Consider the following 23,725-nt stretch of genomic DNA (forward strand, 5'->3'; position numbering starts at 1 on the left):
ATGATCCCGGGGGGAGGATCGAATGGGCGCAGTCACGGTCGAAAGCCTCTTCGAAGAGCTCGCCGGCACCATCGAACAGTGGACCGTACCGCCGAGCCGCGTTCCTGGATGGACGGAGCCTCCGCGGCCCTGGCGCGCGACGATCGATGACGCGCTGCATGTGCTTTCGGGCGACGGACGGCTCGCGCGGGTCGACGCGCTCGGGCATCCCCTCGTGGAATCACTCGTGGCCATCGCGACGCGCCCGCTCTGGAGCTTCTTCGCAGCGCAGGAGGGCCGAAATCGGGCGCTCGGCGAGCTCGTCCAGAACCTCGCGAACCCAGGGCGCATCAATCAAGGGCTCAAGGGCACCTGCGCCGCGACTTGCGTCGAGATTTACCTCGCCATGCAGGATCCGGCCGAATACGCGCGCCTCGTGGCCGGGCTCATCTCCGCGTCCGGACGGGCCACGCTGCGGTCGGGCGAGGAGCTCGTCTGCGACGAGGACATCCTTTTGCCGAGCGCCGGCGAGCGCGGCCGCAATCCCATCAGCCGGATCTTCCAGGGCGCGTGCATGGAGTTCGCGTATCCCGACCTCGATTACGACAACATCATGGACAGCCACTTCAAGGGCGACGCGTGCGTCGGGAGCGGGCTCGAAATGGGCGCGTTCGAGCGGCTCCTCGTCGCGGTCACGGGCAAACCTTGGAAGACGCTCTCGACGCAGCACGCGATGATGGCGAAGGCGCTCGCGAAGCTCGGCATTTCGACGGAGGGCGTGGCCGACCTCGCGCGCGACGGGCTCTCGATCGTCGAGCAATCGACGCGCAAAGGGGAGCCGGTCTTCGCGACGATCGTGATCCCCGCCGTGACGGGCTTCCAGGGCGACACAGGGGGCGAGCCCCTCCGGCACGCGGAGCACAAGATTTTGGTGCTCTCGGTCGACGGGGAGGAAGGCGTCGTGCATTACGACGATCCCATCGATCCACACGAGCGCTGGTTCGAGGGCGCGAACGTGCGGATCGAGGACGAGTACGGCCGGTGCAGCATGCCGATCGCCGATTTCGAGCGGCTCCTCGGCGACCTGTCCTATCGCGAGGAATTATGGGATCGGTCGCTGCCCCGGCCCACGGCGGGCGGACGCGGCTGAGCGCTTCGGCTCAACCGGCGTAGGCCTCGTCCTGCTCGATCCGGCTCAGCACCCAGTCGAACGTGCTCGCCTCGACGAGCGTCCCGCAATACCCGCAGCGCTCGGCCATCTCCATGGTGAGCGTCGCGCCGCATTGCGGGCAGGCAGGCGCGGCGCGCGTGGGGCCGTGCTGCGTCGCGCTCCGCACGAGGGTCCAGTATTCGGTGTACGCGCGCTCCTTGTTGCGCCGGCCGCCGACGACGGCTTGGTCCCCCACCTGGATCGTATAATCGAGCCCGGTCGCGTGCACCCGCACGGTCGCGGCCTCGTACCATCGGTCTGACGAGATCCGCACGAGCTCGATCCGCAGGATGCGCGCATTCTCGGTGACGTTCCGGAGCCCCTGCTGCCGATAGGCCTCGATCCAGTAGCTCTGCGATCTCCAAAGCCGATCCGTGAGGCAAGGCCGTGCGCGGTTCCATTCGAGCGACGTCCACGCGTGCTGCATGGTGGCGAAGATCCATTGCACGCGCCCGAAAAACGTCGATTCGGTGAAGGACGTGTCGCGCCGCGCCATCTCCATGCGTTGCGCCGAGAGCCCCGGATCGAAGACCGTGGGCAGCTCGGTGCCCTCCTCCTCCGTCGTGCCCGTGAGCATGGGGCCGCGTGTCTCGCGGGCGAGGAGGTCGATCCGCTCGACGACCCAGTCGAATTGCCCCGAGTCCACGGCCTGGCTGCAATACGTGCAGCGCCCGTGCGTCGTGCGTTCGAGCGGCGCGCCGCAGTTCGGGCAGACGAACGAGCGGACCCGATCGGGCGACCGTGAGCGCGCGCCGAACGATCGCACGAAGGTCCAGCGCTCCAGCGCGTAAAAGGAGGTCGGGGGCGCGCCCTGCGGATCCTCGGTATAATTGGATTCGAGCTCCACGACGAGCCGGCTTTGCTGGGTCCGCGTATCGACCGCGAACGACACGAGCCGGAGCGACCCAACGATGACGGTCGTGACCGGGACGCGCGGCAAGCTGCCGAGGGTCGTCCGCGCGGCCGGGCGAAGATAAGGCGAGTACTTTTCGAGCGCATTCGATCCGCGGGCGGTGTGCGCCTCGGCGTAGAGCGCGGTGATGAAGTCTTCGAGCAGGATGACCGAGAAATCCGGATCCTGGCCGCGCAGCCGTTCCATCTTGCGGCGAACCTCGGCCGGGCTCTCCTCGGGCTCGGACGGCACGTACATGGGTCCGGTGAAATGGCCCGCGGAGGACCAGCCCACGTCGAGCTGGTTGCGCTTTCGTTGCCTGTGCAGGAAGAGCCCGATGAGGAACATGGGCATCGCGAGCACGCCCGCGCCCACGGCGAAGAAGCCGGCGCCGAAGACGAACCCGACCATACGCTCGGCCGCAGACGTGGTGTCAGGCCCGATCGGAATGGGCGCGTGCGGCGCGGGCGCCGGATAGATCGAGGCGCCGGGCGAGGGGGCTTGGTTGGCGCGAAGAGCCCCGCTCTGGTCTCGAAAGGCCCAGACCGTCTTGCGCGGGGTGCCGCCGCCGGAGCTCCTCGATCCGCTCCCGGTGCTGCCGCCAATCGAGATCGGCCGGCTTCCCGAGCTCGAACCGGAAGATCGGCTGCCGCTGCCGCTGCTCGACGAACGGCTGCCGCTGCTGCTGCTCGACGAACGGCTCCCGCTGCTGCTGCTGCTGCCGGACGAGCGTGAGCCTCCGCCCTTGAAGGAGCTGCCGCCGCCGGGGCGCGCGAAGGCCGTATCGTTGGACCCCACAAGGAGCAACGAGAGGAGCACCGATCCGAGGAGCCTCTTGCGCCGTTTCATGGTCACGTCACCTCGTCGCTGAGCTCGTTGATGTCGTCCGCGCGCGGCGGGAGGGCTTCCTTCAGCCAGGCGCCGAGGCCTCGGACCGCGGCGGCAAACCCCTCCATGGGCAACCCTTCGGCCACGGCGCGCTCGATCCCGCGGATCGCCTCGCCCGGCTGGCCGTCGCTCTCGCGGCGGAGGATGCCGATATCGGTGACGACTTCGGCGCGGCGCTCGAAGACGGAAATGTAGATGAGAATGCCCGTGCGGTCCCGGGTCCCCGCGATCCCCTGGTCGAGGAACGCCTCACGCGCGGCCGCGCGCACCTGGCGCGCCTGCAATGCTTTCGGCAAGAGGAGCCGCCGCAAGGACGCGAGGTTGGCGCAAAACACGGCGCCCGCGAGGAACAGGAGGAGCAGCGCCGGCGGCACGAGGTCGTCCGTGAACTCCGTCGGCGCATAAATGTAGACGCAGAGGCCGACGAACGCGCAGATCATACCGAACAGGTAGTCGGCCTGGCGGTAGGCCCCCGATCGGGGCCGCACCGTGATGACGATCTCGGCGGAGCACGTCGCCTCGACCTCCTTGATGAGGCCCTCGATCTGCGCCCGCTCCGCCCCATCCTTTCGCCACGATATCGACGCCATGATCAATCCTCGGTGGGCAGACCGGGGAGAGCCTTCCGCGCCGCGGCCTTCAGCGCCTCCTCGATGTTGCGCTGAAAATTCCCGGCAAGGGCACCCTTGACGTTCGTCCTGTCGTCGGTGACGTCGACCGCGGCGCTGTTCTCCGCGACGAACCCGAATCCGCCGAGGTGGCTGCCCGATTCCACGTCGAACACGAGCACCTCGGCCTTCAGATACCCGCCGTCGAACCGATGGCACGTCCCGGCGTCGTCTGCGCCTGCATCACTCGCGCCCGCATCGCCCGCACCGCCATCACCCGCGCCCGCGTCGAACAGGCTACACGCAGTCGACGTCCTCGGAGCCGAAGGCTCGACGAACGCAATCGAGCGGATGACGAGCAGATACCGGAGCGCCTGGCAAAGGTCGAGCACCTCGTCCGCGCGATAGCTGCTCATCGTCGGCGGCGCCGATTGCGGGTACGCCGCGTCATACGGCTCCCGGTGCGTCGCGAGCACCGACGCACATCGATTGATCTTCCCCGACGCGGGCACCCGATGCGGGACGTTCCCGAGCTCGGCGAGATTGTCGAGGTCTTCGAGGTACACGACCGAGGCATTGACCCCGGCGATGCCGCTGCCCCACGCCACCACCGGCGCCGGGCCCCCGGCGATGTGGACGGCGTCGCTCGACACCACGGGCAAGGCGCGGGCTTGCTCCCGCAGGGCCTTGACGTTGGCGAGCTTCGCCTCGACCGGGGCGCGATGCTCGGCGAGGACCTCCTTCAGGTCCTTGCCCAAGAAGCAGCCTGCCGCGAATGCAGGAGCGAGGAGGAAAAGGAAAAACCGCGCCGTCCGAAGAGGCATGCGGGCCAGTCTACCAGCCCTCGCCTCGTCCGTGCGTCGTCAGCAGGCGCCGGCGCAACCGCGGACGCTGTGGAACCAGAGGCCGCCCTGGTTTTCGCACGCGTCGCGCTCGAGCTTGATCGTACAGCAGCGCTTCGCGTCCCCGCCGCAGACCTGCTCTACGGGGCCGCTCCGCAGGCAACAAACCTCGGTGTCCTCGTCGAGGGGCACGTCCATCTTGGGCTTCTCGGGCGCCGAGGGCAGCGAGACCGAGGGCGGCGCAGGCACGTCGACGGAGGGCACCTGGGGCGTCTGGGGCAATTGCGGAAGCTGGACCTTCGGCGGCTGGGGCGCGTCGGGCAGGCCGATGAGCTGGCAACCCAAGGGGCCTCCCGCGAGGGCGACCATGACGAAGGGCACGCAGAGGGCGACGAGATGGCGGAGCGGCTTCACGATCCCCTTGCATCGCCGAGGGACGGGCACCTCGGCGGACAGTTCAGGTCCACGTGTGTCTCACGAACACGCGCCGGTGGCAAGATCCCGCCAGCTCTTCCACCGGACCGCGCGGGACATTAGGGTCGCCGGATGCCCGCCTGGACCCTGCCCGCCCTCGTCGCGGCTTGCTTCTTCGGCCTGCACTACCTCGCCCTGCGCGCGTCGAGCGGGCGCATCGGCGACGCCCTCGGCGCGCTCTGCCTCGAAGGAACCGCGGCCCTCGGGATCGTCGTCTGGATCGTCGTGCGCCGCGAAGCCGAGAGCACGCCCACGAGCACGCCCGGCGTCGTGTGGGCCTGCCTCGCGGGCCTCTGCATCAGCGTCGCGACGACGCTCCTCTTCACGGCTCTTCGCCTCGGCGGCCCGGTCGCCGCGACGGGCACGCTCGCGCTCGGCGGCGGCGTGGTCCTCTCGGCCGCCCTCGCCCCGCTCATCTTTGGCGAGGGTTTTACGGTGCGGCGCGCGCTCGGCGTCGCGCTCGGCGTGATCGCGATGCTCCTGCTCGCGACCCCTTCCGATGCGAAGGAAACGCCCCAAGATGCAGGCGGGGAGGAGGCTTCACCCATGCCGAACCAGGATCGCCACACAACCGAGTCCGGCCACGACCCGAAACGAGTGGTGGGCGTGCGCCAGCGAGAGATCCAACACGGGGAGGTCGAGCGCGAGCGGGAACGCCAGCGCGCCGAGCCCACGATCGACGAGCTCGTCGAGGAGAACGATCCTCGCTCGAGCGCCGAGGAGTCCGAGGAGATCTAGCGCCGGGATACCGTTGCCAGCGGGCGCGCGGAATGCCATGGGGGAAGGCATGATCTCCGCCCCGCTCGCTTCCCCGGCGCCCGCGCGTTCGCTCGCGCCGAAGGAGCACGGCGCGTACGGGCAGCTCGGTTTGCCGCTCGTGGCGGCGCTCGCTATCGGCCGGCCGGGGGTCGCGGCGTTTGGCCTGACGATCGCGTGGGTTGCGGCGTTCCTCGCGCACGAGCCGGTGCTCGTCCTGCTCGGTCAGCGTGGCAAGAAGGCCCGCGCGCAGGATGGGCCGCGCGCGACGCGGCGGCTCGCGTGGCTCGGCGCGGCAATGGCCCTGTGTGGCGGCGTGTTTCTGGTCTTCGCGCCCGCCGACGCAAGGCTCGCGCTCGTCCCGCCGGTCGTGCTCGGGCTCGTCGTGATGGCGTTCGTCTGGCGCAAGGAAGAGAAGACGGCGACGGGCGAGATCATCGCGGCGGCGGCGCTCTCGGGGGCGGGATTTCCGGTGGCGCTCGCGGGCGGGGTCGCGCTGTTTCCCGCGGCCGTGGCCTGGCTCGCCTGGACGACGGCGTTCCTCATGTCGACGCTCGCGGTGCGCGCCGTGATCGCGCGGGCGAAACACGAGGGGCGGGCGACGCTCGTCGCCGCGTACGTCGCGACGATCGGCCTCGGCGCGGCGAGCGTGATCCTCGCGCTTCGGGACGTGCTCCCGCGGGCCGTGCCGATCGCGCTCGCGCCTTTCGTGGTGCTCTCGCTCGGGGTGCTTGTGCTCCCGATCCATACGCGGCATTTGCGCCGCATCGGGTGGGGGCTCATCGGGGCGAGCGTGGCGACGCTCGGGATCCTGGTCGCCACGCTCCGCGGGTCCTAGTTTTCCTGGCAATCGAGCTTCTGCGTGCTGCACTGCGTGTCGATACACGCCTGACAATCGGGCGTCGTCGCGGAGCCGGTGCAGTGGGAGTTATCCTGGCAAACGGCCGCGCAGGCATCCAGGCAGGCGCATTGTTTCAGCGTCTGGAAGGCCTTGAGGGCTGCGTCCTGGCAAACGTCGGCCTCCGTGGTGCCGAGTGTGGACTGGCCTTGCGCGCACGAGAGGCACGCCCCGCCGTCGCCCGCGTCCGGCGTCTCCTCCCAGGCGTTGCCGTCGACGCCGTCGCAGTTCTGATCGATCCCATCGCCCTTGGGATCGTCCTGCTCGGGGTGAATGTCCTTGTTCTCGTTGTCGCAATCGTAGCCGGGGCAAAACCCGTCGCCGTCCTTGTCATCGACCGCATCACACGGGGGCATCCCATAACAAGCCATGAGCGTGACGGCCATGGCCCCGCCCGTCGCCAACGCCGCGAGGCTCTTTCCGAAGCCCGCGAGCATCGAGGGAGCCTTCTCTTCTGTGGGCGCCGCCGCGCCGCAGTGGGGACAGCTCGAAGCCGCTCCGGGGACGAAACCTTCACAAGATACACAAGACTTCAGCATGCGAGGAAGGCTGTCATGCACCCATGGGTGGATGCAAGCGAAACGCGAGATCTGCGGCGTCACCCGATCGACGCTCACGCTTGACGGCCTGACGAGGTTCTTCTCTATTGGAGACGTTCCCCCCCTCGCGCCGATCCTTCACGAACCGAGGGTGCCGCACCCATGCCTCCTCGAACCACCTTGCAAAGCCAGCCCCTCTTTCGTTGGATCTGGCATGCGTTCTTTCGCACTGCGTTGATTCCGCTGCTGCTCGTCGAGGTCGTCCTCATCCTCGCGTACCTCGGCGCCAACCGGTTCGTGCAACGCGAGAATACGGCCGCCGTACGCACGGTGGCCACGGGTGAGCTCTCGCGCATCGCGTCGCGGGAGGCGGTCTTGCTCGACCAGGAGCTTTCGGCGGTCATCACGGGCGTGAGAGTTCTCACGGACGAGGCCAGCCGCTCCCTCTCCGAGCCGCTCCGCCTCTCGGAGGCGGAGCGCAAGGCAGCGCTCGAGCGGTACGCACGTGCGCCCGAGGGACTGTATTACAAGACGAGCGACGAGGGAGGGAGCGCGCTCTTTTACAGCAGCCGCACGCGGATCGGCGACGCCGAGCGCGACAATGTATTGAAGACCGAGCGCCTCGACCCGCTGCTCCGCTCGATCGTCCGAAACCATCGCTTGTGGGTCCAGGCGTACCTGAACACGTCGGACTCGATGAACCGCATCTATCCGTTCATGGACGTGCGCAAGCAATATCCGCCCGACATGGACATTCCCTCGTATAATTTCTATTACGAGGCCGACGCGAAGCACAACCCCGAGCGGAAGATCGTCTGGACAGACGTTTACGTCGACCCGGCCGGACAGGGCTGGATGGCGTCGTGTATCGCGCCCGTTTATCGCGGCGACGTGCTCGAAGGCGTCGTGGGGGCGGACGTCACGGTGGCCACGCTCGTCGAGCAGGTGCTCGAGCTGCAAATCCCTTGGGAAGGGTATGGTGTCCTGATTGGACGCTCGGGGACGATCCTGGCCCTGCCTTCGGGCGGGGAGCGGGATTTCGCGCTCACCGAGCTCACGAACCATGATTATCAGGCCGCCATCCTGAAGGACACCTTCAAGCCCGACGCGTTCAACCTCTACAAACGCAAGGATCTTGGCGACCTTCCGGGCGCCTTGGAGCGGCAGCGGGAGGGGAGCCTCGAAACGATGCTCGCGGGGGAGGCGAAGCGCGTCGCGTGGAGCACGGTCGACGCGACCGGCTGGAAGCTCGTCATCATCGTGCCCGAGGCCCGGATCGACGGGCAAGCCGTGACGCTCGGCAAGCGGATCGGACGCATCGCGGTGTACATGGTGGCCGGCCTCGTCGTCTTTTACGCCTGCTTCTTCGTCTACCTTTATCGGAAGGCGCGGACGATGAGCCGCAGCATTGCGGATCCGCTCACGCGCATCAATGACATCGTGCGCAACATCGGCGAGGGCCGTTATGAGCAGGAGGCGGTCCCCGTCGCCGTCGTCGAGCTCGACGAGACCGCGCGCGGCGTCGTGGGGATGGGGCGCAGGCTCGGCGAGGACAACGCGGCCCTGCTGCGCACGCAGGATGATCTCCGCGCCGCGAAGGAGCTCGCCGAGTCGGCGGCGCGCGCGAAGAGCGAGTTCCTGGCGCGTATGAGCCACGAGATCCGCACGCCCATGAATGGCGTGCTCGGCATGACCGAGCTGCTCCTCGAGACGCCGCTCGCCCCTGTGCAGAAGGAGTATGCCGAGATCGTCCAGGGCTCGGCCAAGAGCCTCCTCTCCATCATCAACGACATTCTTGATTTTTCGAAGATGGAGGCGGGGAAGATGGAGCTCGCCCGCGAGCCGTTCGAGCTCGACACGCTCCTCGAAGGTACACTCGACATGCTCGCCCAGCGCGCCCACGACAAACACGTCGAGCTCGTGCTGCGATTGCCAGACGAAGTGCCCAAGGACCTCGCAGGAGATCCAGGCCGACTGCGCCAGGTGCTGGTGAACCTGCTCGGCAACGCCGTGAAATTCACCGACGCGGGCGAGGCCGTCACGAGCGTGTCGGTGGTCGAGGACGACGGGCGCTCGGTGCTCCTGCGCTTCGAGGTGAAGGACACGGGCGTGGGGATCGCGCCGGGCGACCAGGATCGTATCTTCGACGCATTCGCGCAGGCCGACGGTTCGAGCACGCGGCGGCACGGCGGGACCGGGCTCGGGCTCGCCATTTCGAGGCAACTCGTGCGCCTCTTCGGCGGCGAGCTCGGCCTCACGAGCGAGCCCGGGCGAGGATCGACGTTCTGGTTCACGGCACGATTCGAGAAGACCACGAGAAATGCGTCGCGTGGCGCCGCGCCCCCGAACATCGCGGGCCTCCGCGCGCTCGTCGTCGACGACAGCCCCGCCGCGCGCGCGGCCCTCTGCGCCTCGCTCACGAGCCTCGGAATGAAGGCGGACGAGGCGGACGGCGGCGGCGCGGCGATGAGCTCACTTCATCAGGCGGCGTCCGCGGGGCGGCCCTACGACATGCTCGTGCTCGACCGCGACATGCCGGGGATGAACGGCGCCGACGTCGTGCAGGCGGTCCTTGCGAGCCCGAAGCTCGCCTCCCTTTCGTTCATTCTGCTCTCGCCGGTGGGGCGTGACCTCCCCTCGCTTCCGCCGGGCGCGCGCGCCGCGCGGATCCACAAGCCCGTGCGCAGGTCGGCGCTCCTGGCAGCACTCGCGGCGGTCGCGGGGCCCCACGCGGCGGCGAGGGACGAGGCGACCCGGAGCGAGAGGCTCGTCGATTCGGGGGCGACCGCGGGCCTCCGGGTCCTGCTCGCCGAGGACAACGTGGTCAACCAGAAGGTCGCGCAGAAGATGCTCGCGACGCTCGGCTGCGTCGTGACCACGGTGGACGACGGGCGCGCCGCGGTGGAGGCGTTCGAGCGCGGGTCGTATCGGCTCGTGCTGATGGATTGCCAGATGCCGGAGATGGATGGATATCGCGCCACCGAGGAGATACGGAGGCGGGAGCGGGAGCACGGATGGCCACGCACGCCCATCGTGGCGCTGACGGCGAACGCAATGCCGCAGGACCGGGAGCGCGCGCTCGCCGCCGGAATGGACGACCACGTGCCGAAGCCCATCGAGCGCGTGGATCTCCAGCGCGTGCTCGTGCGTCACGCGGCGCTCTCGCGGCCCGCCGGTGAGGCGCCGCGGCCCGCGGTCGTATCGGACGGCGCAGGGCCGGTCCTCGACATGCGAATGGTCGAGGGGCTCCGAGAGCTCGGGGCCCTCGAGGAGATCGCCCGCGCGTTCCTCGCGGAGGTCCCGGAACGAATGGTCGGACTGCGTGGCGCCCTGAAGAAACGCGACGCCGCGGACCTCGAACGGCGGGCGCACGCGCTCAAGGGATCGAGCGGCGCGATCGGCGCGAAGCGCGTGGCGGAGACGAGCGCGCGGCTCGAAAGGATGGCGCGGTCCGGCGGGCTCGACGGCGCGGAGGAGCTCCTCGATCGCCTGGAGCACGAGTTCGAAGGGTTCGCTTCCGCGATCGAGCTCGAGTGGGCCCGGGACGCAGCGTCCACCGGCGCCTGAGGCATGATCGGTGGTACTCTGAGCGCCGCCATGCCCCTTCGCCGCGTCCCCGTGCTCCCCGACGACGACCATCCCGCGTACGTCGTCTGGGAACTCACGCTCCGCTGCGACCAGCCCTGCGCCCATTGCGGATCGCGCGCCGGAGGGCCGCGGACGACCGAGCTCGGGACCGAAGAAGCGCTCGGCGTCGTGCAGCAATTGAAGGAGCGCCGCGCGCGCGAGGTCGTGCTCATCGGCGGCGAGGCGTACCTGCACGAGGGGTTTCTCGACATCGTCCGGGCCCTCCAAAACGCCGGGATCCGGCCGACGATGACCACGGGCGGCCGCGGAATCGACGCGGCGCTCGCGCGGGCCATGAAAGAAGCGGGGCTGCACAGCGTCTCGGTGAGCGTCGACGGGCTCGCGCGCACGCACGACCTCATTCGCCGCGCAAAATCGAGCTTCGAAAGCGCCACGCGCGCGATCGGCCACCTGCGCGCGGCGGGCCTCCTCGTCGCGGCGAACACGAACGTGAACCGCGTCAATCGGGGCGACCTCGAAGCGCTCTACGAGCACCTGCGCGCGCTCGGCATCGTCGCCTGGCAGGTGCAGATCACGGCCGCCCTCGGCCGCGCCGCCGATCGCCCGGACATGCTGCTCCAGCCCTACGACTTGCTCGACGTCATGCCGCGCGTCGCCGCGCTGAAGCGCCGCGCCTTTCGCGACGGCATCACGCTGATGCCCGGCAACAACCTCGGATACTTCGGCCCCGAGGAGGCGCTCCTGCGGTCCGTGAAAGAGGGCGGGCGTGACCATTTCATGGGCTGCCAGGCGGGAAAACGCGTCCTCGGCATCGAATCCGACGGCGCGGTGAAGGGTTGTCCCTCGCTGCAAAGCCATTCCTACGTCGGCGGCACGTTGCGCGAGCAGAGCCTCGGCGCGATCTGGGACGAGGCCCCGGCCCTCGCGTTCGCGCGGAGCCGCACCCCCGACGATCTATGGGGATTCTGCCGCGCCTGCCCGTTCGCCGAGGTCTGCATGGGCGGATGCACGTTCACCGCGCATGCGCTCTTCGGCCGGCCCGGAAACAACCCGTATTGCCATTTCCGCGCGCGCACGCTCGCCGCCGAGGGCAAACGCGAGAGGCTCGTCCCCGCGGCGGCGGCCGAGGGAGAACCGTTCGATCATGGCCTCTTCGAGCTCGTCGTCGAGCCTTTCGACGCCCCCGAGCCGCCGCTGGGCCCGGTGGAGAGCCTCGTCCAGATCACGCGGCGCCCGAGGCAAGGGCAGGCATAGCGCTACTGCATTCGCTCGAGGTTGCCCAGCGGGTGGGTGGGCTTTTTGTACGTGGCCCGGAACGTCGCCGACGCCGCGTCGACGACACTTTCCAGGCAATAGTAGGTATTATCGAGGGGCATGCAGTCGCCCACATCGATCGTGAATCCTGGCGGCTGGTGGCTTTGGCCCCACCACTCTTTTTCGCCGAGTGCTGACTCGGGCACGCCGCAAGCAAAGTGCATGAGTGCACGAGGCGCTCGACGGGCGCCATACGCCTCATACGCCTCGTCAAGGAGGACGTGACAACCGTTGATGCGCGCGACCTTGCCCTTTTCCACAGTAACGACAGGAGACTCCGTCCGTGCGCAGGCCCCGAGGACGACAGCGGTGATCAGAAGGAAGGCAGTCCGCATGATTCTTGTACTCGACATCAACGACACGTATTGAAGGACACTTTTCCACTACAGTTGTCGCATGTCCTACGCTGCTCTGCGCAACAATCGGCGCAACTGGACCCGCTCGTACCGCTACAACTGTTGTAACAGAGGGGCGTTTGCTCTGCGCACCAGTTCGGGGGCATGCACTGCGTCGCCGTCACCGACGACGACCCACACCCCATCCCCACCACCGCGACCCCAGACAGCAGCAACAGCAAGCGCATGCCATCACCCTCGACCCTGCCACGGTTACCATACCCACAGGGAGCGGATCAACAGTTAGCTTCATTGCTCGTGCAGGATACCCTGTTCGTTGCACGCCACCCGCAGAGAGCGGAACGCCACCCGCGAAAGGCGGGACCGCTTCCCCGAGCGGCGGGATCGCTTCCCCGAACGCCGGGACCGCTTCCCCGAGCGGCGGGACCGCTTCCCCGAGCGGCGGGATCGCTTCCCCGAACGCCGGGACCGCTTCCCCGAGCGGCGGGATCGCTTCCCCGAACGCCGGGACCGCTTCCCCGAGCGGCGGGACCGCTTCCCCGAGCGCCGGGATCGCTTCCCCGAGCGCCGGGACCGCTTCCCCGAACGGCGGGATCGCTTCCACGAGCGCCGGGACGGCTTCCCCGAACGGCGGGATCGCTTCCACGAGCGCCGGGACGGCTTCCCCGAACGGCGGGATCGCTTCCACGAGCGCCGGGACGGCTTCCCCGAACGGCGGGATCGCTTCCACGAGCGCCGGGACGGGAAATCAGCCGTGAAGCTCCCTGAGCAGCGTGTACGAGCGGTTCCGCGCCTCCGCGTCCGGCACCGCGCACAACACCATCAGCTCGTCGGCGCGGGTGGCTTCGAGGAGCTTGTCGAGCTGCTCACGCACGGACGCCGGGCCGCCGACGATGTTCTGCGCGAACCAGTTCTCGACGAAGGCTCGCTCCTCCGGCGCCCACGGATACGCCTCCGCCTCCTCGATCGTCGGATAGGGCTCGCGCTTGCCCTGGCGCACGCGCAAGAACGCGAGCGCGCCCGGGAGCGCGATGCGCCGCGCCTCGGCGTCCGTGTCGGCGACGATCACGATGGCGCCGATCATCGCCTCGGGCTGGGCCAGCACCGCCGACGGGCTGAACGACTTTCGGTAGAGGTCGAGGGCAGGCAACGTATTGGCCTGGCTGAAATGGTGCGCGAACGCGAAGGGCAAGCCGCGCCGGCCGGCGAGACGCGCGCTGTAGCCGCTCGACCCGAGCAGCCAGATCGGCGGTTCGTTGCCGAGCGCCGGGACGGCGCGGATCGTGTGGTACGGGTGATCGTCGCTGAACTGGCCGCGGAAAAAACCATACAGCTCGTCGAGCATCGCGGGCAGGCCGTCGCCCGTCGTCGGGTCGTCGCGGCTCAGCGCCGACGCCGTGAGCGGATCGGTGCCCGGGGCGCGCCCGATGCCGAGGTCGATGCGGCCGGGGAAGAGCGCTTCGAGCGTGCCGAATTGCTCCGCGATCACGAGCGGCGCGTGGTTGGGCAGCATCACGCCGCCGGAACCGACGCGAATCGTCGTCGTCGCGGCCGCGATCCGCGCAATCAGCACCGCAGGCGCTGCAGACGCGATGCCCGGCATGGCATGATGCTCGGCGAACCAATGCCGCCGGTATCCGAGCGCCTCGACATGCCTCGAAAGATCGATGCTCTCGGCAAAAGCCTCGCTCGCGTTGGATCCCCGCCGAACGGGCGCCAGGTCGAGAACGGAAAGCGGAATTCGCATCATGACACCTCGATCCTCACGGCAAGGGCGGCGGCACGAGCGGCACGAGCGCCCGCAGTTCGTCTTCAATGAACGTTTCGACGCCCCGCCGCGCGTCCTTCCCCGCCCCCTCGTCCCCGAGGTCCGCGGCCACCGCGTCGTGCCGCAAGGCAAGCTCGCTCCGCCGCACGTACGAAGGATCCGAGCGCAACGCCGCGGCCCACGAAAGAGCGAGCGCCGCCTCGCGTTGCTTCTTGTCGAGCGAGTGCTTCTTCGCCAGCACGACCTTGCCGCCCACGTTCACCGCCGTAATCGCCTCCGTGCGGTGGTTCATGGGCAACGTCAGCTTCGCCGCCGCGACCGCGAGCTCGTCGCTCGACTCCGTTTCGCCATCCAGCACGTATCGAATCGCATCCACGCACGGCGCGCCGAACGCCCGCGCCGCCTCGATACGTTGCCGCGCCTCCCCGTGCGCCGCCGTGATCTCCTCGGCCGGAAGCGCCGTCTTTTTCCCGATCACCAGCACCGCCTGCTCCTCGCGCGGGTCGACGCCCTCCAGCATCGCCGCGTAAAACGCGCCCCGCAGCACGGCCCGCGCGATCTTCGGGGGCAAACCCTCCGGCACTTCGAGCGTCTCGGCCCGCGCGGGCTCCTCCTTCGCGAGCGCGCGCTCGTCCTCCTCGGGCAAACCGAGCGACGCGATGAAGCAGCCGCGCTGCGACTTCGCCTCCATCTGGAACGTGCCCGTCGCCCCGAGCACCGCCGCGAGCGCACGCGCCGCGAAGCCCCCGAACGCCTTCACCCGCGCCACGTCCTTCTCGCTCGGCTTCGACGTGAAGAGCGACCGCACGCCACGCGCGCCGCCTTCGAGCGAGATCCCCTCGTCGATCACGTCCGCCATCGCGAGCCAGCGCAGCGGCTGGATCGGGGCCATCGCCACGGTCATCCGCACGAGCCACGTGTCCCACGCGCCGAGGTGCTCGCCGGGCGCACCACGCGCGGCCGCCTGGAGCACAGGCGCGCGGCGCTTCGCGAGGGCACGCAGGGTGCCGTCGTCGAGGCGGGCGGTCGAGGCAATCGCAAAAAACACGTCGTCGCAAAGGCTGCGCGCGGCGTTCACCAGGCAGATGTTCGGCGGGAGGGCCACGGCCGGGGTTTTATCAGAAGGACCGCGCCTTCGAAAGATGAAGCACGCGTCGGATCGCATGTCGGAGGCCGTCGCCCAGCGTCGCGAAGGTCCGCGCGCCCGGGAAGAGCTCGCCGATCTCCACGAACGTGCGCGCCGCGTCGCCGCGCACCCCGACCAACATGCCCTCGGCCCCCACGAGCCCCGTCGCCCGCATCATCACGCCGAGCACCCCCGCCGCGTGCGCGTCCACCACGCTGAGCCCCGTCACGTCGATGAGCACGACCCGCGCCCGATACCTCCCGATCGCGTGGAGCAGCACGCTCTTCGCATGCTCGGCCCGCTCGGGTGAGATCTCGCCGACGAGCGGCAGGAGCAGGACCCCCTCCCACACGCGGAGGACCGGCGAGGAGAGCGCGCGCAGCTCGGCCCGCTGGGCGTCGATCGTGGTGATCTTGTCCTCGAGCTCGGCGCGCTTCTCCCCGAGCTCGACCTCGAGCTCACGCTTGCGCGCCACCACCGAGCCCACGAGCTTCTCGCCGTACACGTCCGAGAGCTCGAAGATGGCCTCGTAATAAACCTCGTCGACGAGGCCGAGCGCCGCGAGCACCTCACGCGCGGGCCAGCGCTCCTCCGCGATCACGACCGCGACGCCTCGCTTGAACGAGAGAAACCCCCGGAGCAACGTGGAGACGCGGAACTCGTTCGCCGCGCGCAGGCTCGTCACGTACGCGATGAACGCGCCGAGCGGCGTGCGATCGCCCGACGCGAGGAGAGCCACGTTCGTCGTGATCACCCGGTCGACGAGGTCGCGCGTCTCCTCGCGCGGCCGCTTGCCCTGAAGGTCCGGCGCGAGCGCGAAGACCCAGTCCGTGCCGCGCTCCAGCACGTCCTCCCTTCGTCGCGCGAGCAAGTCGAGCAGCGCCGCGAGGCCCGGCGTCTCGGCCCCCGCCGTCACACGCGCCCGGACCGGCCCCGCGCGGCGCCTCTGCACCGCAGCGAGGAGCCGCGCCCGGGCACGACGCGCGCGGCTCACGGCCGGCGCGCGGCGAGGAAGGCTTGCAACAAGGCAGCCGTCTCCCGCGGACGCTCGACCTGCACGTAGTGCCCCGGCCCCGGCAGGTACGCGAAGCGCGCGCCCCGGACCTTCGCGACGATCTCGCCACGCAAGGCCGCCACCGGGAGGAAGGGATCGTCGGTGCCGACGACGAGGAGCGGGGCCTTGATCGAGCCGAGCGCCTCGGCGAACCCGCCCTTGCGCCAGACGTCGAACGAGAGCCGCACGGCCTCGGGCAAGGTGCGGGCGCCGTCGTCGAGCAGCCGCTCCAGCGAGGCCGGCGAGAGCTCCTTGCAGGCCATGCCGAGGATCGTCCGCTGCACGTCGCGGTTGCCGCCGGCGCTCGAGAAGAGGCCGATCGCCTCCTCCGGCAGGGGCGCGCCGCTCGCAGGCACCGGGCAAAGCAGCACTGCGCCGTTCACCCGGTCCGGATGGTAGGCCGCGAGCCACTGGGCGATCTGACCGCCCATGCTGTGCCCGACGACGGTGAACGACTTGATCCCCTCGGCGTCGGCGATGGCCAGGATATCGTCCGCATAACGCTGGATCGAGTAGCCGGCCTCGGGTTTGTCGGATTGTCCCGCGCCGCGCAGGTCCGGCACGATCACGCGCAGGCCGTCGCGGTCGAGGTGCTCGAGCAGGTCGTCGTGGACGGCGCCCGAGACCGTCCACCCGTGGACGAGGAACACCGCCTCGGGGCCGTCCCCGAAGCTGCGGTAAGCAATCTTGATTCCGTCGTTCGCCTGCGTGACGTGCATGGATGCCCTCCTCTGGTCGAGAGACACCTTATGCACCCCACCCCCGCGACTCAAGCACGAATACGCGTACCTTGGCGAACAGCCCCACTCTCGTCCCGAAGGGGACGCCTCGCGTCCCCCTCTCATCCGGGCAAAGCCCGGACGATTCACCCCCCGAGGCGAGCTCGCTTCGCAATCTCGCTCAAAACACCCGGTTCAGGCCGTTGAGCGCCGCGACGCGGTACGCCTCGGCCATCGTCGGGTAGTTGAACGTCGTGTTCACGAAATACAGGAGGGTGTTGGCCTTGCCCTCCTGCGACATGATCGCCTGGCCGATGTGGATGATCTCGCTCGCGTTGTCCCCGAAGCAATGCACGCCGAGCAGCTCCAAGGTCTCGCGGTGGAACAGGATCTTGAGCATCCCCACGGTTCGTCCGGTGATCTGCGCGCGCGCCAGCGACTTGAACTGCGCGTGGCCGACCTCGTACGGGATCCCCGCCTTCGTCAATTCGCGCTCGGTCCGGCCCACGGACGAGATTTCGGGCGAGGTATAAATGCCCGTCGGAATGTCCTCCACGAGCTTCGTTTCAAGTCGCCCTTCGACGAGGTGCGTCGCGGCAAAACGGCCCTGATCATACGCCGCGCTCGCGAGCGCGGGGAAACCCACCACGTCGCCCACCGCGTAGATGTGCGGCACGGACGTCTGGTACGCCTCGTTCACCTTGATGTTTCCGCGCGAATCGATGGGGATCCCGAGCTGTTCGAGCCCCAAGTCATTCGTATTGCCCGTGCGCCCGTTCGCCCATAACAAGACGTCGGACTTGATCTTCTTGCCGCTCTTCAGGTGCAGGACCACGCCGTCGTCCTGGCCCTCGACCCGCTCGTACTCCTCGTTGTGCCGGATCAAGCAGCCCATGTCGCGCAGGTGATACGCGAGGGCGTCCACGATCTCGTCGTCGAGGAACGAGAGCAGCTTGTCGCGGGTATTGATGAGGTTCAGCTTCACGCCGAGCATGCGAAACATGCTGCCCCACTCGCAGCCGATGACGCCCGCGCCATACACGATCATCGCCTGCGGCATCTCCTCCATGCGGAGGATCGTGTCGGAGTCGTAAATGCGCGGATGGCTGAAATCGACGTCCGGCGGGTGATACGGCCGCGAGCCGCTCGCGATGATGAACGCTTTCGCCGTGAGGACGTCGATCGCGCCTTTCGGCTGCCCGACCTCCAGCGTGTTCGCGTCGATAAAACGGGCGTGGCCTTCGACGACCTCGACCTTGTTCCGCTCGTAGAACGTCTGCCGCATGTCGGTCTGGCGCGCGATGACGCTGCTCGCCGTGCGGGTGAGGTCGCCGAACGAGGGCTGCGCATCCGGGCTCGCCCGGAACCCCGGGACGTGGCGCATCTCCACGAAGCGCTGGATCGCGTGGCGAAGCGCCTTCGAGGGGATCGTGGCCGTGTGCGTGCAGGCGCCCCCGACCAGGTGGCGCTGGTCCACGACGCAGACGCTCCGGCCCTCCTTGGCGCACTTCATGGCCGCCCCTTCGCCGCCGGGGCCGCTGCCGATCACGATGACGTCAAACGATCGCGAGCTCATCGGCGCGCACTGTACGTCGGGCCGGCAAAACTCGCAACGAAGCGGCGGTTACGCCCCCGCGCCGTCCGAGCGCGCCGTCAGAGCGCCACCACGGGATCACAAGTGACGCCCAAGAGCTCGCCCCGCACCTCGCCCACGAGATAAATCGACCCCGCCACGACGATCAGGTCGGACGGTCCCGCCATTGCAAGCGCCCGCGTGATCGCCTCCCGCCCCTCGGGCGCGGACAGACCAGGAAAACGCGCCGCGAGCTCGCTCGCGTGCACCGGCGCACGGCCCTTCGGCTCGGCATACACGCGCCGATCGGCGAGCGGGCCGAGTACGTCGAGCATGCCCGTCCACGCTTTGTCCGCGAGCGCCCCGAAGACGAGCACCACCCGATCGGGCGAAACACCGAGGGAACGCACGTGCTCGGCGAGCGCCGCCGCGCCGTGTGGATTGTGCGCGCAATCGAGGAGAACGGCCTTGCCGTCCTTGTCGATCCGTTCGAGCCGCCCCGGCCATCGCGCCGCCGCGAGGCCACGCGAAAGCAGCCCCGGCGGCGGTTTGAATGGGGGCTTCGAGGCTGCGGCCGCGAGCGCCGCGGCCACCGCCGCATTCGCGATTTGATGCGAGCCAGCGAGGCCGAGGTGCGTCTCGACGACCCCGCCCGGCAGTTCGATCCGCGCGCGCCCGTCCGGGAGCGCACGCGCCTCGAAGACGAACACCCCGCCCGCATCCGACGCCGCCTCGCCCGGCCGCGCCACCCGCAGGATCGGCCGCGCGCCGACGTCCCTCGCCACATCGAGCGCCGCCGCGAGCGCCTCGTCGTCGAGCGGCCCCAGCACGACCGGCACGTCCCGCCGAAACAGGCCTGCTTTGTCCCGCGCGATCGCCGCGTGCGTGTCGCCAAGCAGCGCCGTGTGGTCGAGCGCGACCGACGTGATGGCCGTCCCGAGCGGCCGTTCGAGCACATTCGTCGCGTCGAGCCGCCCCCCGATGCCCACCTCGATCACGCCGATCTCGACGTCCGCCGCGTCGAACGCGACGAACGCAGCGAGCGTCATCGCCTCGAAAAACGTGGCATCGGGCGCGGCCACGAGCACCCGTTCGAGCGCGTCCGCGAGGCCGTCGTCGGCCATGGGCTCGCCGTTCAGCCGGATGCGCTCGGCGATCCGGCAGAGGTGCGGCGAGGTGTAGAGCCCGGTCCGAACGCCCGCTTCCCGCGCGATGGACTCCAGCATCGCGCTCGTCGAACCCTTCCCGTTCGTCCCCGTGATGTGGAAAAACGGCCGCTTTTTCTCGGGATTTCCCAGCGCCGCGAGGGCCGCGTGCATGCGCTCGAGCCCGAGCAACATGCCCCGGCGACTCGCGCGCCGCATGAGCTCGTCGACGAGGGGAGCGAGACGTGGAGAGGGCATCCGTTCAGCGTGGGGTCCGCGCGGCGCGGCCGTCCTGCAGGTGATCGAGCAAAAGGCCGATCGTCTGCTTCATCTCCAGGCGCGGGACGATCGCGTCGATCATGCCGTGCTCCAGCAAGAACTCCGCCCGCTGGAAGCCAGGCGGCAAGGTCTGCCGGATCGTGTTCTCGATGACCCGCGGCCCCGCGAAGCCGATGAGGGCCTTCGGCTCCGCGATGTTGACGTCGCCGAGGAAGGCAAAACTCGCGGCCACGCCGCCCGTCGTCGGGTGCAGGAGCACCGAGAGAAACGGCAGCCGGCGCTGCCGGAAGCGCTCCAGCGCCGCCACGCTCTTCGCCATCTGCATGAGCGAGAGGATGCCCTCCTGCATACGCGCGCCGCCCGAGGCCGAGAGCAGCAAAACGGGCAGCTCCTCCTCGGCCGCGCGCTCGAAGAGGCGCGTGATCTTCTCGCCCACGACCGAGCCCATGCTGCCGCCCATGAACGCGAAGACGAACGCGCCGTACCCGATCGGCCGGCCGCCGAGGCTCGCCTTGCCAATCTGGATGCCTTCGCGCGCGCCGGTCTTCTTCTGCGCGGCGGCGACACGATCCTTGTAGCTCCGGCCGTCGCTGAAGCGGAGCGGGTCGTCGGGCACGAGGTGCTCGTCCCACGCTTCGAGCGCGCCCTCGTCGCAGAGCAGCGCGCGAAAGCCGGCCGCGGAGAGCTTGTGGTGATGTCCGCAGCGCGGGCAAACCTCGAAGCTCGCGGCGAGATCGTCGGCCGTGACGGTCTCGCCGCAGCCCTCGCAGCGCCGGAACACACCCGCGCCGATCGAGCGCTTTTCCCCGGCACTGGGCGGTGTTTTGTCTGGCCAGCTCATGCTACGTCGACGCTTGGGAGGTAGGCTCGGACGAGCCGAGCTACGCCCCCAAACCCCCCTCGCCGAGGTCGATTTCCTTCACGTCGTGCGGGACCTTCAGGGCAGGCTCCGTCTTCGCCTGCACCTCGCGCGCCGAGACGCCCGGCGCGAGCTCGCGCAGGACGAGCCCCTCGGGCGTCACGTCGATCACCGCGAGATCCGTGATGATCCGGTGCACCACGCCCCGCCCCGTGAGCGGGAGGCTGCACTCGCGCAGGATCTTGGGCGACCCGTTCTTCGCGGCGTGGTCCATGATCACGACGACGCGCTTGGCCGAGACCACGAGGTCCATCGCGCCGCCCATGCCCTTCACCATCTTGCCCGGGATCATCCAGTTCGCGAGGTCACCCTTCTCGGAGACCTCCATCGCGCCGAGGATGGCGAGGTCGATGTGGCCGCCGCGGATCATCGCGAAGCTCTCCGCGCTGGAGAACGTGGCCGAGCCGGGCATCATCGTGACCGTCTCCTTGCCCGCGTTGATGAGATCCGCGTCCTCTTTGCCGGCCTCCGGGTAGGGGCCGATGCCGAGCAGGCCATTTTCGCTCTGGAGCACGACGTCCATCCCTTTCGGGATGAAGTTCGCGACCAGGGTCGGCATCCCGATGCCGAGGTTCACGTAGAAGCCGTCACGGAGCTCTCCGGCCGCGCGGCGTGCGATCTGCTCTCGCGAAAGGCTCATCTTCCTACTTCGCTCCCTCGGACTTCTGGACGGTCCTGCGCTCGATGCGCTTTTCGTACTTCGCGCCCACCACGACGCGGTGCACGTAGAGGCCAGGTGTGTGGATCGTGTCCGGATCGAGGGCGCCGACCTCGACGAGCTCCTCGACCTCGGCGATCGTCACCTTCGCGGCCGTGGCCATCATCGGGTTGAAGTTCATCGCCGTGCGGCGGTAGACCAGGTTTCCGTACCGATCGGCCTTCCAGGCCTTCACGATCGCGACGTCGCCGCGGATCGCGGGTTCGAGCACGTAATCCCGACCATTGAAGGAACGGATCTCCTTCTTCTCGGAGAACTTCTTCACCGAGCCATCGGGGTTGTAGAGGACGGGCAGGCCGCCCTCGCTGATGGCGGTGTGCGCGCCGGTCGGCGTGTAGAACGCGGGAATGCCCGCGCCGCCGGCCCGGATGCGCTCGGCGAGCGTGCCTTGCGGCGTGAGCTCGACCTCGAGCTCGCCCGAGAGGTACTGCCGCTCGAACTCCTTGTTTTCGCCGACGTAGGACGAAATCATCTTCCGGATTTGCTTGTTCCGGAGGAGCACGCCGAGACCAAAATCGTCGACGCCGCAGTTGTTCGAGACGACGACGAGGTCCTTCGTGCCGAGCTCGCGCAGCGCGGCGATGCAGTTCTCGGGGATCCCGCAGAGGCCGAAACCGCCCGCGAGGATCGTCGCGCCGTCGGGAATGTCCCGGCACGCGTCGAGGGCGCTCTGGTAGACCTTGTTCATACGGCCGGGAGTGCTACCAGAGCCGCGCCCGGGTGGCCAGGGGGATCCCTCGAACTTGGCCAGGCCCTCCGCGAAGACGTATTCCCAGGGCCGTGCGTAGCCCCTTCCGCTCCCTCGTCGCCGCGCTCGCGATTGCGCTCTGCGGCACGCCCACGACCCCCGCCGAAGCCGCGCCGCCCGCGTCCGCCGTCCCTCAAGGAACACGCGCGGGAACCCACAAACCCCAGGGGCCTTCGCGCCGCGCCAAGACCGAGCCCGCGGCCACGGGACGCCCCGGACGGGGTTTGGGGCGTAGCCCGGCTCGTCCGGGCGAAGCCCCAAGCGGAGGGGCGGGAAAGAAGACCGAGGTCGCGACGCCGGAGAAGAAGCCCGCGCCCCCGCCGCGCGCCGATTCCGTCGGCCCGCCGAACGACGGCCGCCTCGAAGGTGGCATTCGTCTCGATACGACGGACAAACCCTACCTGCGCGTCGTCCCGGCCTACAACTACAAGGACACGGACACGCGCTGGGGCCTGCCCGCGCTCGTCCACGCGCTCGATCGCGCGGCAAAGGCCGTGAACAAGAAGTTTCCGGGCGCCGTCCTCGGCGTCGGAGACCTCTCGCGCAAGAACGGCGGCGAGCTCGCGCACCACCACTCCCACGAGAGCGGGCGCGACGCAGATCTCGGGTTTTACCTGGTGAATGAAAAGGGACAACCCGTGCTGCGCCCCTCGTTCGTGAAAATCGACGAGAAGCTGACGGCGTCGAGCGTGCCGGGCGCGCGCTTCGACGTCGCGCGGAACTGGCTCTTCTTGCAGAACCTCCTGCTCGATCGCGAGGCGCGCGTGAGCCACATTTTCGTTGCCGAGCCGCTCAAGCACGCCCTGCTCACCCACGCCCGCGCGCGCGGCGTCTCGCGCGCCCTCTACGTGCGGGCCGCGCAGGTCATGATGCAGCCGACGGGGGGTTTGCCCCATGACGACCATTTCCACGTGCGCATTTCGTGCCCGCCCTCGATGACGAAGAGCTGCGTCGAGATCGCGAAAAATGCGCCGAGCAAGGCGCGGCTCAAGATGGCGAAGAAGGGCAAGCGCGGCGTGAAGACCCCGGTGCGCCGCGCGGCGACGCCGCCCCCGGCTCCGCCCCCGCGCCGCACGGCCGAGGCCCGGATCGAGAATGGTGAGCGCTCGGGCGGCATTTACCTCTCCCGCGCCACGAAAGCGACGACGGGCCCGGACGTCCCGGTCTCCTTGTGGGCGCTCGCGGGCGCCTCGATCGGCCGCGGGGACGCGGCGCGAACCGAGGCGGCGAAGACGGACGATGGGCGTGACGAGGCCGCCTCCGACGCGGCCGACGTGAAGGACGCCGTCGACGAGGAAGGCGCGCCGCGCATCACGCGGTGATCACGCGCCG

Annotated in this window: 21 protein-coding genes; 6 read left to right on the top strand and 15 right to left on the bottom strand. The window is 69.1% G+C overall.

Annotated elements, in window-relative coordinates:
• Positions 1-22: 22 nt before the first annotated feature.
• Entirely contained in the window at positions 23-1,129 is a 1,107-nt protein-coding gene (locus POL67_RS43210; protein ID WP_271927057.1) for a hypothetical protein, read from the top strand.
• A gap of 10 nt (positions 1,130-1,139) precedes the next feature.
• Here the strand turns inward: POL67_RS43210 and POL67_RS43215 are convergent, their stop codons facing one another.
• The 4 genes from POL67_RS43215 to POL67_RS43230 are packed head-to-tail and all read right to left on the bottom strand — an operon-like array spanning position 1,140 to position 4,833.
• Positions 1,140-2,930: a TIM44-like domain-containing protein gene (locus POL67_RS43215; RefSeq protein ID WP_271927058.1), complete on the bottom strand. Its 1,791-nt coding sequence runs from the start codon at positions 2,928-2,930 to the stop codon at positions 1,140-1,142.
• A gap of 2 nt (positions 2,931-2,932) precedes the next feature.
• Positions 2,933-3,559: a TPM domain-containing protein gene (locus POL67_RS43220; protein ID WP_271927059.1), complete on the bottom strand. Its 627-nt coding sequence runs from the start codon at positions 3,557-3,559 to the stop codon at positions 2,933-2,935.
• 2 nt (positions 3,560-3,561) lie between these two features.
• Positions 3,562-4,401: a hypothetical protein gene (locus tag POL67_RS43225; RefSeq protein ID WP_271927061.1), complete on the bottom strand. Its 840-nt coding sequence runs from the start codon at positions 4,399-4,401 to the stop codon at positions 3,562-3,564.
• 39 nt (positions 4,402-4,440) lie between these two features.
• Positions 4,441-4,833, bottom strand: coding sequence for a hypothetical protein (locus POL67_RS43230; protein ID WP_271927062.1), 393 nt, complete (start codon positions 4,831-4,833; stop codon positions 4,441-4,443).
• Between the two features lie 132 nt (positions 4,834-4,965).
• Here POL67_RS43230 and POL67_RS43235 point away from each other — a divergent pair, with 132 nt between their 5' ends.
• A complete protein-coding gene (locus POL67_RS43235; RefSeq protein WP_271927064.1) occupies positions 4,966-5,631 on the top strand; it encodes an EamA family transporter in 666 nt (221 codons plus the stop codon).
• A gap of 49 nt (positions 5,632-5,680) precedes the next feature.
• Entirely contained in the window at positions 5,681-6,487 is an 807-nt protein-coding gene (locus POL67_RS43240) for a YwiC-like family protein (protein ID WP_271927066.1), read from the top strand.
• On the opposite strand, the gene POL67_RS43245 is transcribed toward POL67_RS43240, so the two are convergent.
• Positions 6,484-6,984: a hypothetical protein gene (locus tag POL67_RS43245; RefSeq protein WP_271927067.1), complete on the bottom strand. Its 501-nt coding sequence runs from the start codon at positions 6,982-6,984 to the stop codon at positions 6,484-6,486. The genes POL67_RS43240 and POL67_RS43245 overlap by 4 nt on opposite strands.
• Positions 6,985-7,248: 264 nt before the next feature.
• Here POL67_RS43245 and POL67_RS43250 point away from each other — a divergent pair, with 264 nt between their 5' ends.
• Complete coding sequence (locus POL67_RS43250) at positions 7,249-10,653, top strand: response regulator (RefSeq protein WP_271927069.1); 3,405 nt, start codon at positions 7,249-7,251, stop codon at positions 10,651-10,653.
• A 30-nt stretch (positions 10,654-10,683) separates the two neighbouring features.
• Positions 10,684-11,928, top strand: a complete 1,245-nt coding sequence (locus POL67_RS43255; protein ID WP_271927071.1) for a radical SAM/SPASM domain-containing protein — start codon at positions 10,684-10,686, stop codon at positions 11,926-11,928.
• A gap of 2 nt (positions 11,929-11,930) precedes the next feature.
• Here the strand turns inward: POL67_RS43255 and POL67_RS43260 are convergent, their stop codons facing one another.
• From POL67_RS43260 to POL67_RS43305, 10 genes are all read right to left on the bottom strand, one after another.
• Positions 11,931-12,323 carry a hypothetical protein gene (locus POL67_RS43260; protein WP_271927073.1) on the bottom strand — a complete coding sequence of 131 codons (393 nt, stop codon included), beginning with the start codon at positions 12,321-12,323 and terminating at the stop codon, positions 11,931-11,933.
• 769 nt (positions 12,324-13,092) lie between these two features.
• Positions 13,093-14,094: an LLM class flavin-dependent oxidoreductase gene (locus POL67_RS43265; RefSeq protein ID WP_271927074.1), complete on the bottom strand. Its 1,002-nt coding sequence runs from the start codon at positions 14,092-14,094 to the stop codon at positions 13,093-13,095.
• A 13-nt stretch (positions 14,095-14,107) separates the two neighbouring features.
• Positions 14,108-15,217, bottom strand: a complete 1,110-nt coding sequence (locus POL67_RS43270) for a hypothetical protein (RefSeq protein WP_271927075.1) — start codon at positions 15,215-15,217, stop codon at positions 14,108-14,110.
• A 13-nt stretch (positions 15,218-15,230) separates the two neighbouring features.
• The gene (locus tag POL67_RS53965; protein WP_271927076.1) at positions 15,231-16,232 is read right to left on the bottom strand and encodes an STAS domain-containing protein; all 1,002 of its coding nucleotides are present in this window, start codon (positions 16,230-16,232) and stop codon (positions 15,231-15,233) included.
• Complete coding sequence (locus POL67_RS43280; protein ID WP_136928587.1) at positions 16,229-17,011, bottom strand: alpha/beta fold hydrolase; 783 nt, start codon at positions 17,009-17,011, stop codon at positions 16,229-16,231. Before POL67_RS43280 ends, POL67_RS53965 begins: the two co-directional genes overlap by 4 nt.
• 181 nt (positions 17,012-17,192) lie before the next feature.
• The gene (gene sthA / locus POL67_RS43285) at positions 17,193-18,587 is read right to left on the bottom strand and encodes a Si-specific NAD(P)(+) transhydrogenase (RefSeq protein WP_271927077.1); all 1,395 of its coding nucleotides are present in this window, start codon (positions 18,585-18,587) and stop codon (positions 17,193-17,195) included.
• A 77-nt stretch (positions 18,588-18,664) separates the two neighbouring features.
• The gene (locus POL67_RS43290) at positions 18,665-19,987 is read right to left on the bottom strand and encodes a bifunctional folylpolyglutamate synthase/dihydrofolate synthase (RefSeq protein WP_271927078.1); all 1,323 of its coding nucleotides are present in this window, start codon (positions 19,985-19,987) and stop codon (positions 18,665-18,667) included.
• A gap of 4 nt (positions 19,988-19,991) precedes the next feature.
• Positions 19,992-20,849: an acetyl-CoA carboxylase, carboxyltransferase subunit beta gene (gene accD, locus POL67_RS43295; protein WP_271927079.1), complete on the bottom strand. Its 858-nt coding sequence runs from the start codon at positions 20,847-20,849 to the stop codon at positions 19,992-19,994.
• A 40-nt stretch (positions 20,850-20,889) separates the two neighbouring features.
• The gene (locus tag POL67_RS43300) at positions 20,890-21,567 is read right to left on the bottom strand and encodes a CoA transferase subunit B (RefSeq protein ID WP_271927081.1); all 678 of its coding nucleotides are present in this window, start codon (positions 21,565-21,567) and stop codon (positions 20,890-20,892) included.
• 4 nt (positions 21,568-21,571) lie between these two features.
• Entirely contained in the window at positions 21,572-22,333 is a 762-nt protein-coding gene (locus POL67_RS43305) for a CoA transferase subunit A (protein WP_271927083.1), read from the bottom strand.
• 92 nt (positions 22,334-22,425) lie between these two features.
• On the opposite strand from POL67_RS43305, the gene POL67_RS43310 reads away from it, so the two are divergent.
• The gene (locus POL67_RS43310) at positions 22,426-23,715 is read left to right on the top strand and encodes a penicillin-insensitive murein endopeptidase (protein WP_271927085.1); all 1,290 of its coding nucleotides are present in this window, start codon (positions 22,426-22,428) and stop codon (positions 23,713-23,715) included.
• Positions 23,716-23,725 lie beyond the last annotated feature (10 nt).

The organism is Polyangium mundeleinium (assembly GCF_028369105.1).
GTDB classification, from domain to species: Bacteria; Myxococcota_A; Polyangia; order Polyangiales; family Polyangiaceae; genus Polyangium; species Polyangium mundeleinium.

Coding starts and splice junctions, on each gene's coding strand:
- POL67_RS43210 (WP_271927057.1), top strand. CDS start 23: ATGGGCGCAGTCACGGTCGAAAGCCTCTTCGAAGAGCTCGCCGGCACC.
- POL67_RS43215 (WP_271927058.1), bottom strand. CDS start 2,930: ATGAAACGGCGCAAGAGGCTCCTCGGATCGGTGCTCCTCTCGTTGCTC.
- POL67_RS43220 (WP_271927059.1), bottom strand. CDS start 3,559: ATGGCGTCGATATCGTGGCGAAAGGATGGGGCGGAGCGGGCGCAGATC.
- POL67_RS43225 (WP_271927061.1), bottom strand. CDS start 4,401: ATGCCTCTTCGGACGGCGCGGTTTTTCCTTTTCCTCCTCGCTCCTGCA.
- POL67_RS43235 (WP_271927064.1), top strand. CDS start 4,966: ATGCCCGCCTGGACCCTGCCCGCCCTCGTCGCGGCTTGCTTCTTCGGC.
- POL67_RS43240 (WP_271927066.1), top strand. CDS start 5,681: ATGATCTCCGCCCCGCTCGCTTCCCCGGCGCCCGCGCGTTCGCTCGCG.
- POL67_RS43245 (WP_271927067.1), bottom strand. CDS start 6,984: ATGCTCGCGGGCTTCGGAAAGAGCCTCGCGGCGTTGGCGACGGGCGGG.
- POL67_RS43250 (WP_271927069.1), top strand. CDS start 7,249: ATGCCTCCTCGAACCACCTTGCAAAGCCAGCCCCTCTTTCGTTGGATC.
- POL67_RS43255 (WP_271927071.1), top strand. CDS start 10,684: ATGCCCCTTCGCCGCGTCCCCGTGCTCCCCGACGACGACCATCCCGCG.
- POL67_RS43260 (WP_271927073.1), bottom strand. CDS start 12,323: ATGCGGACTGCCTTCCTTCTGATCACCGCTGTCGTCCTCGGGGCCTGC.
- POL67_RS43265 (WP_271927074.1), bottom strand. CDS start 14,094: ATGATGCGAATTCCGCTTTCCGTTCTCGACCTGGCGCCCGTTCGGCGG.
- POL67_RS43280 (WP_136928587.1), bottom strand. CDS start 17,011: ATGCACGTCACGCAGGCGAACGACGGAATCAAGATTGCTTACCGCAGC.
- sthA (WP_271927077.1), bottom strand. CDS start 18,587: ATGAGCTCGCGATCGTTTGACGTCATCGTGATCGGCAGCGGCCCCGGC.
- POL67_RS43290 (WP_271927078.1), bottom strand. CDS start 19,987: ATGCCCTCTCCACGTCTCGCTCCCCTCGTCGACGAGCTCATGCGGCGC.
- accD (WP_271927079.1), bottom strand. CDS start 20,849: ATGAGCTGGCCAGACAAAACACCGCCCAGTGCCGGGGAAAAGCGCTCG.
- POL67_RS43300 (WP_271927081.1), bottom strand. CDS start 21,567: ATGAGCCTTTCGCGAGAGCAGATCGCACGCCGCGCGGCCGGAGAGCTC.
- POL67_RS43305 (WP_271927083.1), bottom strand. CDS start 22,333: ATGAACAAGGTCTACCAGAGCGCCCTCGACGCGTGCCGGGACATTCCC.